Source organism: Microbacterium lacticum (assembly GCF_006716815.1).
GTDB lineage: Bacteria > Actinomycetota > Actinomycetes > Actinomycetales > Microbacteriaceae > Microbacterium > Microbacterium lacticum.
On sequence record NZ_VFPS01000001.1, the window covers coordinates 401,329 to 417,127 of the forward strand.

At 70.6% G+C, this 15,799-nt stretch carries 15 protein-coding genes and 1 pseudogene; 10 read left to right on the forward strand and 6 right to left on the reverse strand.

All coding sequences use genetic code 11. The features are described from left to right. Positions 1-70: 70 nt before the first annotated feature. Entirely contained in the window at positions 71-697 is a 627-nt protein-coding gene (locus FHX68_RS01945) for a winged helix-turn-helix domain-containing protein (RefSeq protein WP_229661488.1), read from the forward strand. Beyond that, positions 697-924 carry a hypothetical protein gene (locus tag FHX68_RS01950; RefSeq protein ID WP_141379988.1) on the forward strand — a complete coding sequence of 76 codons (228 nt, stop codon included), beginning with the start codon at positions 697-699 and terminating at the stop codon, positions 922-924. The genes FHX68_RS01945 and FHX68_RS01950 overlap by 1 nt, the downstream gene beginning before the upstream one ends. A gap of 7 nt (positions 925-931) precedes the next feature. Here the strand turns inward: FHX68_RS01950 and FHX68_RS01955 are convergent, their stop codons facing one another. Together FHX68_RS01955 and valS are read right to left on the reverse strand one after the other, a co-directional pair. Then, entirely contained in the window at positions 932-1,180 is a 249-nt protein-coding gene (locus tag FHX68_RS01955; protein WP_141379987.1) for a hypothetical protein, read from the reverse strand. Position 1,181: 1 nt separating this feature from the next. Further along, positions 1,182-3,779, reverse strand: a complete 2,598-nt coding sequence (gene valS, locus FHX68_RS01960; protein ID WP_141379986.1) for a valine--tRNA ligase — start codon at positions 3,777-3,779, stop codon at positions 1,182-1,184. A gap of 334 nt (positions 3,780-4,113) precedes the next feature. Between valS and FHX68_RS01965 the strand changes: the two genes are divergently transcribed. After that, positions 4,114-4,392 (forward strand): type IV toxin-antitoxin system AbiEi family antitoxin domain-containing protein, encoded by a 279-nt coding sequence (locus FHX68_RS01965; RefSeq protein ID WP_141379985.1) that lies wholly within the window; start codon positions 4,114-4,116, stop codon positions 4,390-4,392. 18 nt (positions 4,393-4,410) lie between these two features. On the opposite strand, the gene FHX68_RS01970 is transcribed toward FHX68_RS01965, so the two are convergent. Together FHX68_RS01970 and FHX68_RS01975 are read right to left on the reverse strand one after the other, a co-directional pair. After that, a complete protein-coding gene (locus FHX68_RS01970) occupies positions 4,411-4,971 on the reverse strand; it encodes a GNAT family N-acetyltransferase (protein WP_141379984.1) in 561 nt (186 codons plus the stop codon). Then, positions 4,968-5,342 carry a hypothetical protein gene (locus FHX68_RS01975; protein ID WP_141379983.1) on the reverse strand — a complete coding sequence of 125 codons (375 nt, stop codon included), beginning with the start codon at positions 5,340-5,342 and terminating at the stop codon, positions 4,968-4,970. The genes FHX68_RS01970 and FHX68_RS01975 overlap by 4 nt, the downstream gene beginning before the upstream one ends. Positions 5,343-5,584: 242 nt before the next feature. Here FHX68_RS01975 and ileS point away from each other — a divergent pair, with 242 nt between their 5' ends. The 4 genes from ileS to ndk are packed head-to-tail and all read left to right on the forward strand — an operon-like array spanning position 5,585 to position 11,181. Next, positions 5,585-8,983, forward strand: a complete 3,399-nt coding sequence (gene ileS, locus FHX68_RS01980; protein WP_141379982.1) for an isoleucine--tRNA ligase — start codon at positions 5,585-5,587, stop codon at positions 8,981-8,983. Further along, entirely contained in the window at positions 8,980-10,332 is a 1,353-nt protein-coding gene (locus FHX68_RS01985; protein WP_141379981.1) for a bifunctional folylpolyglutamate synthase/dihydrofolate synthase, read from the forward strand. The genes ileS and FHX68_RS01985 overlap by 4 nt, the downstream gene beginning before the upstream one ends. After that, positions 10,320-10,766, forward strand: coding sequence for a DUF4233 domain-containing protein (locus FHX68_RS01990; RefSeq protein WP_307723051.1), 447 nt, complete (start codon positions 10,320-10,322; stop codon positions 10,764-10,766). Before FHX68_RS01985 ends, FHX68_RS01990 begins: the two co-directional genes overlap by 13 nt. 1 nt (position 10,767) lies before the next feature. Beyond that, complete coding sequence (ndk, locus tag FHX68_RS01995; RefSeq protein WP_141379979.1) at positions 10,768-11,181, forward strand: nucleoside-diphosphate kinase; 414 nt, start codon at positions 10,768-10,770, stop codon at positions 11,179-11,181. A gap of 43 nt (positions 11,182-11,224) precedes the next feature. On the opposite strand, the gene FHX68_RS02000 is transcribed toward ndk, so the two are convergent. After that, the gene (locus FHX68_RS02000) at positions 11,225-11,830 is read right to left on the reverse strand and encodes a vitamin K epoxide reductase family protein (RefSeq protein ID WP_141379978.1); all 606 of its coding nucleotides are present in this window, start codon (positions 11,828-11,830) and stop codon (positions 11,225-11,227) included. Between the two features lie 323 nt (positions 11,831-12,153). On the opposite strand from FHX68_RS02000, the gene FHX68_RS02005 reads away from it, so the two are divergent. Then, positions 12,154-14,592, forward strand: coding sequence for an Rne/Rng family ribonuclease (locus FHX68_RS02005; protein ID WP_141379977.1), 2,439 nt, complete (start codon positions 12,154-12,156; stop codon positions 14,590-14,592). A 100-nt stretch (positions 14,593-14,692) separates the two neighbouring features. Here the strand turns inward: FHX68_RS02005 and FHX68_RS15655 are convergent. Continuing rightward, a pseudogene (locus tag FHX68_RS15655) lies at positions 14,693-14,956 on the reverse strand (DUF4031 domain-containing protein); the annotation flags it as partial. 249 nt (positions 14,957-15,205) lie between these two features. On the opposite strand from FHX68_RS15655, the gene rplU reads away from it, so the two are divergent. Both rplU and rpmA read left to right on the forward strand, forming a co-directional pair. Next, a complete protein-coding gene (rplU, locus tag FHX68_RS02015; protein ID WP_170214204.1) occupies positions 15,206-15,514 on the forward strand; it encodes a 50S ribosomal protein L21 in 309 nt (102 codons plus the stop codon). An 18-nt stretch (positions 15,515-15,532) separates the two neighbouring features. Continuing rightward, positions 15,533-15,790: a 50S ribosomal protein L27 gene (rpmA, locus tag FHX68_RS02020; protein WP_141379975.1), complete on the forward strand. Its 258-nt coding sequence runs from the start codon at positions 15,533-15,535 to the stop codon at positions 15,788-15,790. The last annotated feature ends 9 nt before the right edge of the window (positions 15,791-15,799 follow it).

The following is a 15,799-nucleotide window of genomic DNA, read 5'->3' on the forward strand; positions in this document are numbered from 1 at the left end:
CTAGAGGCATCCTCCTTGCAAAGGAGTAGTTGCAAACATTCACTTGCAAAGAAGCCTTTGCATTGCTACCGTGAACGTCGTGGCAGCGAAGAAGCAGACCGAACCGGTGGACGAGGCACAAAACCGCCTGCTCGACGCGGGCGCGCTGAAGGCGCTCGCCCACCCCCTGCGTGTGCGGATCTTCGACATCCTCAGCCAGTATGGGCCGCAGACCGCGAGTTCGCTCGCCGAGCAGCTGGGGGAGTCGAGCGGCGCCACGAGCTACCACCTGCGTGCCCTCGCGAAGCACGATCTCATCCGCGAGGTCGACGGGCGCGGGACGGCCCGCGAGCGCTGGTGGGAGCGACCGAAGGGCTCGGTGACGATCTCGACCCCCGAGGCGGTCCGCACCCCGTCGGGCCTCGCGGCGTCGCAGATCGTCGTGACCGAGACCTACCGGCAGCGCCACGATCAGCTGATGCGGTTCCTCGCACAGTCGTGGAGCTCCGACGACGCGCTCGAAGAGGCCGCGGAACTGTCCACGGCCAACGCACGCCTCACACGCGAGCAGTTCGAAGACGTCAGAGACCGCATCGCCGCGATCATCACCGAGGCGGTGCGCACGCACCGCGACCAGGAGGGCGACGACGTGCGCCCGTACCTCATCCGACTGGACATGTTCCCGATCGACGGCCCACGAGTGAGAGAAGGCAGCTGATGGCACTCATCGAGAGCACGCGTGCGCGTCTGCATCCGACGCCGGCGGAGCGGCTCGCACTCGCCCTGGCGACGGGGATCTCGGTCGGCGTCGCCGAGCGGATGGCCCGTCGGGCGCAGCGCCTGACCGACGCGTGCACCGCGAGCGACGCGGCGGCACTCGAGGACGTCGCCGCCACCCATCGCGACCGGGAGCACGCCCGCGCCTACCTGCTCGGCATCCGCTGAGGCGCGGTCAGCCGAACTCGTCCTCGTCGTCGTGGCGCACGACGACCGCCCCCGTTGCTGTCTGCTCGACGACCATTCCGGTGTCGAGCTCGGCGATGGGGCGCCCTTCGAGGAAGGTCAGCGTCCACCGCGGGCGCGGCTGACCGAGGTCGTCGGTCGGCAGCGCGCGGTCGACGGCGGCAATCTGCGGGCGGAGACTCGCGGGCACGGCCGCGGGCGGCTCGTCGCCGCTCGTCCACCGCGTGCCGAGCTGCATGTCAGGCCTCCGTCTCGACGGGCGCGAGCTCGACGGTGTCGACGGCGAACGCCTCGGCTCCGCCGACGATCTCGAGGCTCTCGATCCGTCCGACGGCCTTGAGGTCGCCCTCGGCGAGCGTGAGGGCCGCGGCCGTGGCATCCGGTGCGCGCAGCACGAGACGTGCCACGGGCGTCTTCTGGGAGGCCTTCGCCTCGGTCTTCGCGCGACGGATGCCGATGAGCGCCTCGCTCGCCGCCTTCAACACCGCGGGGTCGCCCTCGATGCCGAGCGGCGTGGGCCACGCCGACGTGTGGATCGAGCCGTCTTCGAACCACGACCAGGCTTCTTCGGTCGCGAAGGCGAGGACGGGGGCGAGCAGACGCAGCAGCGACGACAGCGCGAGGCGCAGCGCGAGTGCGGCGGATGCCTGGCCGACGTCGCCCTGGTTGTAGGCGCGCTCCTTGACGAGTTCGAGGTAATCGTCGCAGAACGTCCAGAAGAACGCCTCGGTGATCTCCAGGGCGCGCGCGTGGTCGTAGTTCTCGAACGCCGCCGTCGCGTCGCGGATCACCTGATCGAGCGTCGCGAGCATCGCGGCATCCAGCGCGTGGGTGACCTGCGCGCCCTCCGGCACCGGGAACGACAGCACGAACTTCGCCGCGTTGAGCACCTTGATCGCGAGCCGCCGGCCGATCTTCACCTGCGTCGGGTTCTGCGGGTCGAAGGCGGCGTCGGCGCCGAGCCGGCTGGATGCCGCCCAGTACCGCACGGCGTCGGTGCCGTGCTGATCGAGGATGTCGGCGGGCGTGACGACGTTGCCCTTCGACTTCGACATCTTCTTGCGGTCGGGGTCGACGATGAAGCCTGAGATCGCGGCATCCGACCACGGCGCGCGGTCATCCTCGAGGGCGGACCGCACCATCGTCGAGAAGAGCCACGTGCGGATGATGTCCTGGCCCTGCGGGCGGAGGTCGAACGGCGCCACGAGGTTCCAGAGCTCGTCGTCGCGCTGCCAGCCGCCGGCCAGCTGCGGGGTGAGCGACGAGGTCGCCCAGGTGTCGAAGATGTCCTTCTCGCCCTCGAACCCGCCCGGCACGCCGCGCTGCGACTCGTCGAAGCCGGGGGCGGTGTCGGTGGTGGGGTCGACGGGGAGAGCGGCCGCGTCGGCCGTGATCACGCCGCCCTCGATCCGTTCGCCGTTCTCGTCGAGCGGGTACCAGACCGGGATCGGCACGCCGAAGAAGCGCTGACGGCTGATCAGCCAGTCGCCGGTGAGCCCGTTGGTCCAGTTCTCGTAGCGCACGCGCATGAAGTCGGGATGCCAGTCCATGCCTCGCCCCAGCGCGATGAGCTTCTCGCGGAACGCCTCGTCGCGGGCCCCGTTGCGGAGGTACCACTGCCGCGTCGAGACGATCTCGAGCGCCCGGTCGCCCTTCTCGTAGAACTTGACCGGGTGACTGAAGGGCTTCGAGACCTCGAGCAGTTCGCCGGATGCCTGCAGCAGTTCGACCATCTTCTTCTTCGCGCTGAAGACCGTGAGACCGACGATCTCGGCGTAGGCCGCGCGTGCGGCATCCGTCTCGAGCGCTTCGGGTGCGTCGGCGAGGATCCGACCGTCCTGACCGAGGATCGTGCGGTTGGGGAGGTCGAGCTCGCGCCACCAGATAATGTCGGTCACGTCGCCGAAGGTGCAGACCATCGCGATGCCCGATCCCTTGTCCTGCTGGGCGAGCGGGTGGGCGAGCACCGGCACCTCGACGTCGAAGATCGGGGTGCGCACCGTCTTGCCGAAGTAGTCCTGGTACCGCTCGTCGCCGGGGTTCGCGACGAGGGCGACGCACGCGGCGAGAAGCTCGGGGCGTGTCGTCTCGATGTGGATGTCGCCCGAGCCGTCGGTCTTGTGGAAGGCGAGGTGGTGGTAGCTCGCCTGCTGCTCGCGGTCTTCGAGCTCGGCCTGCGCGATCGCGGAGCGGAAGTCGATGTCCCACAGGGTCGGCGCCATGGCCTGGTACGCCTCGCCGCGCTCGAGGTTCCGCAGGAACGCGAGCTGGCTCGTGCGGATCGTGTCGTCGGAGATCGTGCGGTAGGTCTGCGTCCAGTCGACCGAGAGGCCGAGCTGGCGGAACAGCGCCTCGAACTGCTTCTCGTCTTCGAGGGTCAGCTCTTCGCACAGCCCGATGAAGTTGCGGCGGCTGATCGGCACCTGGTCGGCCGGCTTGAGGCTCTTCGCGTCGCCGTGGAAGGGCGGGGTGAAGTCCGGATCGTAGGGGAGCGACGTGTCGCAGCGCACGCCGTAGAAGTTCTGCACGCGGCGCTCGGTGGGGAGGCCGTTGTCGTCCCAGCCCATCGGGTAGAACACGGTCTTGCCGCGCATGCGCTCGAAGCGCACCTTGACGTCGGTGTGCGTATAGCTGAATACGTGCCCGATGTGCAGCGACCCGGAGGCCGTCGGCGGGGGAGTGTCGACCGAGAAGATCCCCGCGCGACCCTGCGCCTGCGTGGCCGCCTTGGCGGCGTCACGGTCGAACAGGTACGGGCCCTGCGCCGCCCACGCGGCATCCCACTTCTGCTCGAGGCCTTCCAGGGCGGGCTTGTCGGGAATCTGTGCGTCGGCCATGGCTGTCTCCTCGAGCGATATGTGCGGCACTGTGTGAGCGTGCCTGAGTGTGGTTTGTCCGGCCATTCTACGCGGGTCGGATGCTGCGGAGACGACGGCTGGCGCGGAGGCGGGTGCGGGTGCCGGGAGAGTCGGATGCTGAGGAGATGACGGATGCTGAGGAACGATTCCGGGCATCCGGTCCTCAGGAACCGGCAGGCTCCTCAGGAACCTCCCGGGTGACGGGCCGGGCTCTGGGGCCATCGCCTCCTCCCCAGATGCCCGATCCGGTGGACTGTCCACCGATGCGCCCGCGCGCGCGTCGGACCGGCCTCGGCGCGGGCAGGCTGATGCCATGAGCGTTCAGGTCGTCGTGCGCGACAACGGAGGGCTGGCTCGCGTGGGGCTCGTGCGTGGGCGCGGGTGGAGCGAGCGGGCGATCCGCCGCGCCGTCGAAGCCGGCGAGGTGTCGCGGCCGCGCAAGGGGTGGCTGGCCGCGCCGGGCGCCGATCCGCTGCTGGTGTGCGCCGCGCGAGACGGCGTCGTCCTCTCGTGCGTGACAGAGGCGCGGCGTCTGGGCCTGTGGGTGCTCGAGCGGGGCGACCGTTCGCACGTCGCGGCCGACCCGCAGTGATTCCGGGGCATCCGGTCCTCAGGAACCCGCAGGCTCCTCAGGAACCGACCGCCGCCCCCGCGACCACGCCTCGCGCGACACCGCGAAGGCGAGGTGCGGCATGTCGACGCCGCGGTAGTGGGTCGTGAAGGTGCGCCGCACGGTCGTGCCGAGCCGGATGGCGACGTTCATGGATGCCACGTTGGTCGAGCGCACCTTGGCGTACAGCTCGTCGATCGGCAGCTCACGGAAGGCCCAGTCGCGGCACGCGCTCGCCGCCTCGACGGCGTACCCCCGGTGCCAGTGGGCGCGCGCGAACAGGTAACCCACCTCGATCACCTCGTCCTGATCGATCCGCTGGCGGGTGATGCCGCACTGCCCGATCATCTCGCCCGTCTCGCGCAGCACGACGGCCCACAGCCCGAAGCCGTCGTCGGCGTACCGCTCCTGCATCCGCCGCAGCCAGGCGAGCGACTCCGCGTCGTCGAACGCGCCCTCGTACGCGATCATCGCCACGGGATCGTGCAGGATCGCCCGGAGCGCCGGCAGATCGGCATCCGTCATCTCGCGGAGGTCCAGTCGCCCGGTGGAGAGGATCACCCGGTCACCCCGATGCCCAGCGCCTCGGCGAACGCGACCGCGTGCAGTTCGGCCTGGCGCGGCTCGAGCCACGCGCCGCCCCGGCAGACGAGCTCGGCGGCACGCACACCGGTGATCGCGACGTCGACGAGGGTCGCCCCGGTGAGATCGAGGCGCGTCACGGATGCCTCGTCGAGCCGCGACTCGGCGATGCGCCCGTGCGCGTCACTCACCACGTCGCCCGTCGCGCGCAGCCGCACTCCGATCAGGTCGGCGCGGGGCGCGAGATCGGCGTCGCCGTCGAACCGAGCGGGCAGGTCGGGCGCCGTCACGCGCGGAGCGTGCGGGCCGCGCGGGGTCCGGCGCCCGCCGGTGGACCGAGGGGAGGGCATGCCCGCCAGCCTACGTCGCCGGTATGCTGGAGGGACCAGCATCGATCCGGCCATCACCGGGGAGCTCGCGGAAGAACGCATCGGCCCGTCCGACGCCACTAGAACCGCGCGGGGCAGGCCCGTCACAGCCGCAGGAGAGAGGCCCTCGTCGGATCGGGGAGGGCAAGCGGGGTGGTACCGCGGCCCGTGCGACAGCACGGATCGTCCTCGCAGGAAGCATCAGACGCACCTGCTGGAGAGACATGACCTACCCGCGCACCTCCGCCTTCGGACCGGCCGCCGGCGCCACGCCCGACACCATCTCGCCGAGCCCGCGCTTCCCCGAGATCGAGGGTGAGGTGCTCGCGTTCTGGGCATCCGACGACACCTTCCGGGCATCGATCGCGCAGCGCGAGGGCGCCGACGAGTGGGTCTTCTACGACGGCCCACCGTTCGCCAACGGGCTTCCGCACTACGGGCATCTGCTGACCGGCTATGCGAAGGACCTCTTCCCGCGGTTCCAGACGATGCGCGGCAAGAAGGTCGACCGCGTCTTCGGCTGGGACACGCACGGCCTGCCGGCCGAGCTCGAGGCGATGAAGCAGCTCGGCATCACCGAGAAGAGCGAGATCGAGCAGATGGGCCTCGGCGCGTTCAACGCCAAGGCGAAGGAGTCGGTGCTCGAGTACACGCAGCAGTGGGAGGACTACGTCACCCGCCAGGCGCGCTGGGTCGACTTCGAGCGCGGCTACAAGACACTCGACACCGGGTTCATGGAGTCGGTGCTGTGGGCGTTCAAGAACCTGTGGGACAAGGGCCTCGCCTATGAGGGCTACCGCGTGCTGCCCTACTGCTGGCGCGACGAGACCCCGCTGTCGAACCACGAGCTGCGCATGGACGACGACGTCTACAAGATGCGGCAGGATCCGTCGGTCACGGTCACCTTCCCCCTCGTCGGCGTCAAGGCCGAGTCGCTCGGCCTCACCGGCGTGCGCGCGCTCGCCTGGACGACGACCCCGTGGACCCTCCCGACGAACCTCGCGCTCGCCGTCGGCCCCGACATCGAGTACGTCGTCGTGCCGGGCGGCCCGCTCGGAGCGTCCGACGTGCACGAGAGCGCCGCCGAGGGCGAGGCGCACCGGTACCTTCTGGCCGCCGACCTGCTCGGCAACCACGCGAAGGAGCTCGGCTACGAGGATGCCGCGGCAGCGGCCGCCGCCGTCGAGCGCACGCTCACGGGCGAAGAGCTCCGCGACGTGCACTACGACCGGCTGTTCGACTACTACGCCGACGCCGAGGTCTGGGGCACCGACACCGCGTGGCGCATCCTCGTCGACGACTACGTGACGACCACCGACGGCACTGGCATCGTGCACCAGGCGCCCGCCTACGGTGAGGACGACCAGCGGGTGACCGGGGCCGCCGGCATCCCGCTCATCATGTCGCTCGACGACGGCGGACGCTTCCTGCCGCAGGTGACCGACGTCGCCGGTGAGCTGTGGATGGATGCCAACCGGCCGCTCATCCGGCTGCTGAAGGCCGAGGGGCGACTCCTCCGCGAGGCATCCTACGAGCACTCCTACCCGCACTGCTGGCGCTGCCGGAACCCCCTCATCTACAAGGCCGTCTCGAGCTGGTTCGTGCGCGTCACGGCGATCAAGGACCGCCTGATCGAGCTCAACGAGCAGATCACCTGGGCGCCCGAGAACGTCAAGCACGGCCAGTTCGGCAAGTGGCTCGAGGGCGCGCGCGACTGGTCGATCAGCCGCAACCGGTTCTGGGGCTCGCCGATCCCGGTGTGGAAGAGCGATGACCCGGAGTATCCGCGTGTGGATGCCTACGGCTCGCTCGCCGAGCTCGAGGCCGACTTCGGCCGCCTGCCGGTCAACGAGGCGGGCGAGGTCGACCTCCACCGCCCGTACATCGATGAGCTGACCCGTCCGAACCCCGACGACCCGACGGGCCGCTCGACGATGCGCCGCATCGAGGACGTCTTCGATGTCTGGTTCGACTCGGGGTCGATGCCGTTCGCGCAGGTGCACTACCCGTTCGAGAACCGTGAGTGGTTCGACGAGCACGCGCCCGCCGACTTCATCGTCGAGTACATCGGGCAGACCCGCGGCTGGTTCTACGTCATGCACGTGCTCTCCGGCGCGCTGTTCGACGGGCCCGCCTTCACGGGCGTCGCGTGCCACGGCATCGTGCTCGGCAGCGACGGCCTGAAGATGTCGAAGTCGCTGCGGAACTACCCCGACGTGAGCGAGGTGTTCGACCGCGACGGGTCCGACGCCATGCGCTGGTTCCTGATGGCGTCGTCGGTGCTCCGCGGGGGCAACCTCATCGTCACGGAGGAGGGGATCCGCGCGGGCGTGCGCGAGTTCCTGCTGCCGCTGTGGAACGCGTGGTACTTCTTCGCGACCTACGCCAACGCGGCGGGCGGTGAGGGCGGCGAGGGGTATGAGGCACGCTGGCGCACCGACTCGACCGACGTCCTCGACCGGTACATCCTCGCCCTCACCGGCGAGCTCGTCGACGGCGTCGCCGCCGACCTCGAGGCGCTCGATTCGACGACGGCGGCCGCGCGCCTGCGCGACTTCGCCGAGGTGCTCACCAACTGGTACATCCGCCGGTCGCGGGACCGCTTCTGGGTCGGCGTGAAGGCCGGCGACGAGGCATCCACCGAGGCGTTCGACACGCTCTACACGGTGCTCGAGACGCTCACCCGCGTCGCGGCTCCGCTCATCCCGCTCGTCTCCGAGCGCATCTGGCAGGGGCTCACCGGCGGGCGCAGCGTGCACCTGACCGACTGGCCCGACGCCGGCGCGTTCCCGGCGGCGGCCGACATCCGCTCCGCGATGGACGCGGTGCGCGAGGTGTCGAGCGTCGCGAACGGCCTGCGCAAGAAGGAGGGCAAGCGCGTGCGGCTGCCGCTGCCCCGGCTGACGGTGGTCGCCGACGGTGCGGAGCAGCTCGAGCGGTTCGAGGAGATCCTGCGCGACGAGCTGAACGTCAAGGAGGTCGCGTTCGCGCCCCTCGGCGAGACGACGGCTGTCGAATACGGGATCACGCATCGCCTGTCGGTGAACGCCCGCGCGGCCGGTCCGCGCCTCGGCAAGCAGGTGCAGCAGGTCATCGGCGCCGCGCGCGGCGGTGACTGGAGCGAGACCGACGGCGTCGTCACGGCGGGCGGCGTCGCCCTGGAGCCCGGAGAGTACGAGCTCGTGCTCGAGACGACCGGGCGGCCCGAAGGGGAGGCGCTCGCGCTGCTGTCGGGCTCGGGCTTCGTCATCCTCGACATCACGACGACGCCCGAGCTCGAGGCCGAGGGGCTCGCGCGCGACGTGATCCGCGCGGTGCAGGACACCCGCAAGGCCGCCGGTTTCGAGGTGAGCGACCGCATCCGGCTGCAGCTGCTGTTCGCGGCGCAGGAGGATGCCGAGGCGGTCGCCGCGGCGTTCGCCGCCGCCGACGTCGCCGGAGAGACCCTCGCGCTCGACTACGCCGTCGTCGCTCCGGGCGGTGAGCCGCTCGTCGCCGAGGGATCGGTGCTGGCCTCGGCCGATACCATCGACGCGGAGCACACCGCCGTCGTACCGGCGGGAACCTACGCCAACCGCGGCGACCTCACCGTCGCCGTCACGCGGATCGGAGGCGCACAGTGAACGATCGAGCGAGAGCGGATGCCGTCTACGCGGCCCTCCTCACCCGTCAGGGCGAGCAGTGGGTGCAGCCGCGCGTCGAGCGCACCCGGCGGGTGCTGGAGCTCCTCGGCGACCCGCAGGCGAGCTACCGGGTCGTGCACCTCACCGGCACCAACGGCAAGACGTCGACCGCGCGGATCGTCGAGTCGATCGTCCGCGCCCACGGTCTGCGCACGGGCCTGTTCACGAGCCCGCACCTGGAGCGGTTCACCGAGCGGGTCATGATCGACGGCGAGCCGATCGACGACGGGCTCGTCGCGGATGCCTGGGACGAGATCTCGCCGTTCGTCGATCTCGTCGACGCCGAACTCGCCGCCGCGGGCGACGCGCCCCTCACCTTCTTCGAGCTGCTGACGGTGCTCGCTTTCGTGGCCTTCGCCGACGCGCCCGTCGACGTCGCGGTGATCGAGGTCGGGATGGGCGGTTCGTGGGATTCGACCAACACCGCCGACGGCGACGTGGTGGTGTTCGCCCCGATCGACCTCGACCACGCCGACCGCCTCGGGAACACGGTCGCCGAGATCGCCACCGTCAAGTCGGGCATCATCAAGCCCGGCGCCGCGGCGGTCTCGGCCGAGCAGAACCCGGCGGCGCTCGAGGTGCTGAAGGCCGCCGCCGACGCCCGCAGCGCCTCGCTCGCGGTGGAGGGCGACGCGTTCGCCCTCACCGCGCAGAGCCTCGCCGTCGGCGGCCAGCAGATCAGCGTGCAGGGTCTCGCCGGCACCTACGACGAGCTGTACCTGCCGCTCTACGGCGCCCACCAGGGCCACAACGCGGCGCTCGCGATCGCCGCGGTCGAATCCCTCATCGGGGGAGCCGAGCAGCCGCTGGCGACCGACGTCGTCGCCGACGGCCTCGCCCAGGTGACTTCGCCCGGCCGGCTGCAGCTCGTCGGAGTGGCGCCCACCGTGCTCGTCGACAGCGCGCACAACCCGCACGGCGCGCGCGCTCTCGTCTCGGCGCTCGAGGACTCGTTCGACTTCGACGAGTGGGGCATCGTGCTCGGCGCGTTCGGCGACAAGGACATCGCCGGCATCGTGTCGACCGTCGTCCCCGCCGCGGCGCACGTGTTCGCGACCGCGCCCGACTCCGACCGCGCCGCCGACCCCGATGCCCTCGCCGACCTGGTCGAAGCGGCCGGGGCGCACGTCACGGTGCACAGCGACCTCGCCGAAGCGGCCGAAGCCGCACGGGAATGGGCCGCGGCATCCGACCGCCGCGCCGTCGTCATCGCCGGCAGCGTCGTGCTCGCCGGGGAGGCCCTCCAGCTCGCGGCCGAAGAGGACTGGAAAGACGGGTGGCAGGCGTGAGCCAGGATGCCTCGGGCGCGGCAGACCCCGCGGGCGCACCGGGTGCGGCTCGCGCGCCTCGGGCGCGTCGGCAGCGCGGAGCGCGCGAGTCACTGGCATCCATCGTGCTCGGCTTCGAGTCGATCATCGTGTTCCTCGGCGGACTCGCCCTCTACGGGCTGAAGGCGCTGCCGGCGGGCATCGAGCAGTGGTGGGGGATCGTGGTCGGGGTGGTGCTGGCGATCCTGCTCATCGCGACCTCGGGGGTGCTGCGCCACGACTGGGGCATCGCACTCGGCTGGTTCTGGCAGCTACTGATCATCGCGGGCGGGTTCCTCGAGCCGGCGCTCGCGGTCGTCGGGCTCATTTTCGGCGCGATGTACGCGTATGCGACGATCAAGGGCGGCTCTCTCGACCGCCGCAACGCGGCGCGAGCCGCAACGAACGGAGACTGACATGCCCACCGAAGAGACTCTCGTCCTCGTCAAGCCCGATGGCGTCGCCCGCGGCCTCACCGGGGCGATCCTCGCCCGCATCGAGGCGAAGGGGTACGCGCTCGTCGACATCAAGCTCGTCGAGCCCGACCGCGAGGTGCTCGAGCAGCACTACGCCGAGCACGTCGGAAAGCCGTTCTACGAGCCCCTCGTCGAGTTCATGCTGTCGGGTCCGTCGGTCGCGATCCGCCTCGCCGGAAACCGCGTGATCGAGGGCTTCCGCTCGCTCGCCGGCACCACCGACCCCACCACCGCGGCGCCCGGGACGATCCGCGGCGACTTCGGCCGCGACTGGGGCGGCAAGGTGCAGCAGAACCTCGTGCACGGCAGCGACAGCCCCGAATCGGCGGCGCGCGAGCTCGCGATCTGGTTCTGACCGCGGCGCGCGGGGCGCGTCCGGCGCGCCCCGCGCCGTCGCGTCAGAACAGCGCGCTCAGGACGTCGAGGCGCAGCTGGGCGAGGACGCCGACGACCGCGTAGGTGAGGATGGCCATGAGCGGCACCCACGCGCCGAGCGAGGCGCCGACCGCCTTCACCCGCCGCGACGACGAGATCACCCCCGAACGCAGCAGCTGCACCCACACCGCGTAGAACGTCGGGATGGTCACGACCCACGTGACCATGCACCACGGGCACAGGGTGCCGAGCGAGAAGATGCTCTGCCCGATCAGCCAGAGCACGAAGCCGAAGGCGAACGTGATGCCGGCGGCGAAGGCGAGCCAGAACCAGCGCGCGAATCGTGCACCGGCGAGGATCGCCATGCCGACGACGATCGACGCGACCCAGCCGGTGAGGCCGAGGATCGGGTTCGGAAAGCCGAACACGCTGCCCTGCCATGAGTCGAGGTTCTTGGTGCACTGCACGAGCGGGCTGAAATCGCACGACGCGGGCCCCGCGTCGGGGTTCGCGAGGGCGAGGAATTTCTCGGTCGTGAGCGCGAAGGCGGCGATCCAGCCGATGACTCCGGCGATCACCAGCCACACGGCGAGGACTGTCGGGCGGCTGTCGATGGTGCGCGGCGGCATGCGGCGATTATCGCACCGTGATTCTTTGGCTCCGCCGCATGTGCCGGGCACGGCCGCTCGCGGCGCGCTCTCGATCGCCGAGGCGGTCGTTCACACAATCCCGACGCGAAAGTGCGATAATGATGGCCGACGCCTTCGCGGCCGCGCCGCGCGCCGGGTGTCACCGATGACTTCGGGCGATGAACGCCCAGCGCAGGACGAGCCCCGCCGGAGAGCGGGTGAGACTGCAGACCGTATGAGTTCGCGGTAGCTCCGGACCGGAGCCGCACCGCCAGATTCGCCCGGGACGGCCCGCGGAGCCGCCCGCAAGGAGTTAGCCAGAGATGGCCGATGAGCACAATGACACCACCGAACCCGCCCGCCTCGACCTGGAGCAGCTCGCTCAGCTCCCGCTGACGCCCGAGCAGGAGGCTCCGGATGCCGCCGATGCGGCTCCCGAGTCGGCGCCCGTGGACAGCGACACCGACGCGCAGCTCGATGTCATCGTCGTCGAGACGGTCGAGATCGCGCCCGACACCGAGGCGGATGCCGCGGCCGACGCCGTCGCCGAGCCCGTCGTCGTCGAAGCCGTGGCCGAGGCCGCCGCGGCGGAGGCGGTCACCGAGCCCGAGCCCACCGAGTCGGAGCCCGCCGCCCCCGTGACCGCCGCCTCGCTCGGTCTGCTGCCCGCCGAGTTCGTCTCGCAGGTCTCGACCCAGCTGATGTTCTACGCGCCCGAGGTCGTGGCGCTGCCCGCTCGTCCCGGACGGGGCGGCGACGCACAGCGCGACGACTCCGGCGACCAGGGGTCCGAGAGCGGATCGAGCGCCCGGAGGCGCAACCGTCGCCGCGGCGGTGGCGGCCAGGCATCCGACGGCGACGACGCGCCGAGCCAGGGCGAGCGCCCCGGCCGTCAGCCGCGCCAGCGGGCCGTCGAGCTCATCACCGAGCCGCAGCGCATCAAGGGATCGACGCGGCTCGAGGCCAAGAAGCAGCGTCGCCGCGACGGCCGCGAGGCCGGACGCCGGCGCACCGTCGTCACCGAGGCCGAGTTCCTCGCGCGCCGCGAGGCCGTCGACCGCGACATGATCGTCCGCTCGAAGAACGGCCGGATCCAGATCGCCGTGCTCGAGGACAACGTGCTCGTCGAGCACTACGTCGCCCGCAGCCAGGAGTCGTCGCTGATCGGCAACGTCTACCTCGGTCGCGTGCAGAACGTGCTGCCCTCGATGGAGGCCGCCTTCGTCGACATCGGTCGGGGCCGGAACGCCGTGCTGTATTCCGGCGAGGTCGACTGGGACGCCGTCGAGACCGGCAACCAGCCGCGCCGCATCGAGCTCGCGCTCAAGAGCGGCGACCGCGTGCTCGTGCAGGTCACGAAAGACCCGGTCGGGCACAAGGGTGCGCGTCTGACGAGCCAGATCTCGCTCCCCGGCCGCTACCTCGTGTACGTGCCCGGCGGTGCGATGAACGGGATCTCCCGCAAGCTCCCCGACACCGAGCGGGCGCGCCTGAAGCGCATCCTCAAAGAGGTGCTGCCCGAGTCGAGCGGCGTCATCGTGCGCACCGCCGCCGAGGGCGCGACCGAGGATCAGCTGACCCGCGACGTGCAGCGCCTGACGAGCCAGTGGGAGCACATCTCCACGCAGCTCGAGACGGTGCAGGCTCCCGCGCTGCTGCACGCCGAGCCCGACCTTCTCGTCAAGATCGTCCGCGACGTGTTCAACGAGGACTTCTCCAAGATGCTCATCCAGGGGGAGGACGCCTACCAGACGATCACCGCCTACCTCGCCGGCGTCGCGCCCGACCTCCTCGAGCGCGTCGAGAAGTACGACGACGAGCAGGACCCGTTCGACCGGTTCCGCGTCAGCGAGCAGATCGAGAAGGCCCTCGACCGCAAGGTCTGGCTGCCCTCGGGCGGCTCGCTCGTCATCGACCGCACCGAGGCGATGACCGTCGTCGACGTCAACACGGGCAAGTTCGTCGGTACCGGCGGCAACCTCGAAGAGACCGTCACGAAGAACAACCTCGAGGCGGCCGAGGAGATCGTCCGTCAGCTGCGGCTGCGCGACATCGGTGGCATCATCGTCGTCGACTTCATCGACATGGTGCTCGAGTCGAACCGCGACCTCGTGCTGCGCCGGCTCATCGAATGCCTGAGCCGCGACCGCACCAAGCATCAGGTCGCCGAGGTCACCTCGCTCGGCCTCGTGCAGATGACCCGCAAGAAGCTCGGCCTCGGTCTCCTCGAGACCTTCAGCGAGCCCTGCGAGGTCTGCGCCGGACGCGGCGTCATCGTGCACCACGACCCCGTCGTCAAGCACCGCAGCGCCGCACCGTCGAACGGCTCGTCGGGCGGACGCCGTCCGCGGCAGTCGTCGTCGGGCAACGGCAACACCAACGGCAGCAGCACCCCCGGCGGCACGCACGTCATCACGGAGAGCGCGAAGTCGGCCCTCGCGGCGATCGCGGCCTCGACGATCCACCCGGCGGCGGATGCCGCCGGCGAGACGACGGCGGTGGCCGTCGAGCTCGAGGTGCCCGTCGAGCGGCCCAAGAAGGCCCGCAAGAAGCGCGAGAGCCGCCCCTCCGCGGCGAAGAACGAGCGGTCGGATGCCTCGGCCGCGCCCCGCACCGAGAAGGACCTGCTGCTCGACTCGGTGCTGAGCGCCCTGCCCGAGCCGAAGGCTCCCGGTCAGGGTCGTGGGCGTCGGCGCGTGACGACGGCCGCGCTCAGCGGCACCCCGGTCTCCGCGACGCCCGACCAGCCGCGCGAGGACTGACCACGACGCCAGTCGCGGCCGGTGTCACCGCGGGTGCGGTGGCATCGGGTCGGCCCCCGGCGACGGGTCCGCCCCCGGCGACGGGTCCGCGCCCGGCGCTCCGGCGTTCGCGGGCGGTGATGCGCAGGCCCGAGGCGATCAGGCGGCGCACCAGCTCGTGGCCGCTCACGTGCTCGGCGCCGGCGGCGATGAGCCGGGGGAGCGCGTCTTCGGGAACGTCGTAGTGGTCGAGGTCGAAGGCGCGGGAGGGGATGCCCTGGGCATCCGCGAAGGCGTGCAGTTCGGCGAGACCGCTGTCGCTGACGAGGTGGGCCCAGAGCCGATCATGGGCGTGCCAGCGCGCGTCGTCGATCAGAATGGCCACACCTTCATCGTAGGCATCCGCGACACGCCCGAGCCGGTTTCGCGCTCCTTTTGCCCGTTGGCGCGGCATCCGGTAAAGTAGTCCCTTGGTGCGTCGCGTCACAGGCCCTTCCCTGCGACACCAGCCCGGCTCCCGGTCCGTCCGGCGGGCATCCGCACCGTGACTTTCCCTCAGATCGCCCGTGCCCCGCAAGGTCGATCCGCAAGGACAATTCGGAGCCGTGTGCTCCACAGAAGAAACAGGTGTGAAGTGGTTTACGCAGTTGTGCGCGCCGGCGGTCGGCAGGAAAAGGTCGAGGTCGGCACGATCGTCGTCCTCGACCGTCAGAAGGCGAAGGCCGGCGAGAAGCTCGAGCTTCCCGCGGTGCTGTTCGTCGACGGCGACACCGTCACGACCGACGCCGACAAGCTCGCGAAGGTGACCGTCACCGCCGAGGTCCTCGGCGAGGAGCGCGGCCCGAAGATCGTGATCCAGAAGTTCAAGAACAAGACCGGCTACAAGAAGCGCCAGGGGCACCGTCAGGACCTCACGCGCGTCAAGATCACCGGCATCAAGTAAGCCAGGGGAGAAGACGAGATGGCACACAAAAAGGGCGCAAGCTCTACCCGTAACGGTCGCGACTCCAACGCCCAGCGACTGGGCGTGAAGCGCTTCGGCGGCCAGCAGGTGCTCGCCGGCGAGATCATCGTCCGCCAGCGCGGCACGCACTTCCACCCGGGCGCCAACGTCGGTCGCGGTGGCGACGACACGCTGTTCGCCCTCTCGGCCGGCGCGGTCGAGTTCGGCACGAAGGGCGGCCGCAAGGTCGTCAACATCGTGGCGGGCGCGGAGTAATCCTTCGAC

Coding starts and splice junctions, on each gene's coding strand:
- FHX68_RS01950 (WP_141379988.1), top strand. CDS start 697: ATGGCACTCATCGAGAGCACGCGTGCGCGTCTGCATCCGACGCCGGCG.
- FHX68_RS02005 (WP_141379977.1), top strand. CDS start 12,154: ATGGCCGATGAGCACAATGACACCACCGAACCCGCCCGCCTCGACCTG.
- ndk (WP_141379979.1), top strand. CDS start 10,768: ATGCCCACCGAAGAGACTCTCGTCCTCGTCAAGCCCGATGGCGTCGCC.
- rpmA (WP_141379975.1), top strand. CDS start 15,533: ATGGCACACAAAAAGGGCGCAAGCTCTACCCGTAACGGTCGCGACTCC.
- FHX68_RS02000 (WP_141379978.1), bottom strand. CDS start 11,830: ATGCCGCCGCGCACCATCGACAGCCGCCCGACAGTCCTCGCCGTGTGG.
- FHX68_RS01965 (WP_141379985.1), top strand. CDS start 4,114: ATGAGCGTTCAGGTCGTCGTGCGCGACAACGGAGGGCTGGCTCGCGTG.
- FHX68_RS01955 (WP_141379987.1), bottom strand. CDS start 1,180: ATGCAGCTCGGCACGCGGTGGACGAGCGGCGACGAGCCGCCCGCGGCC.
- ileS (WP_141379982.1), top strand. CDS start 5,585: ATGACCTACCCGCGCACCTCCGCCTTCGGACCGGCCGCCGGCGCCACG.
- FHX68_RS01975 (WP_141379983.1), bottom strand. CDS start 5,342: ATGCCCTCCCCTCGGTCCACCGGCGGGCGCCGGACCCCGCGCGGCCCG.
- valS (WP_141379986.1), bottom strand. CDS start 3,779: ATGGCCGACGCACAGATTCCCGACAAGCCCGCCCTGGAAGGCCTCGAG.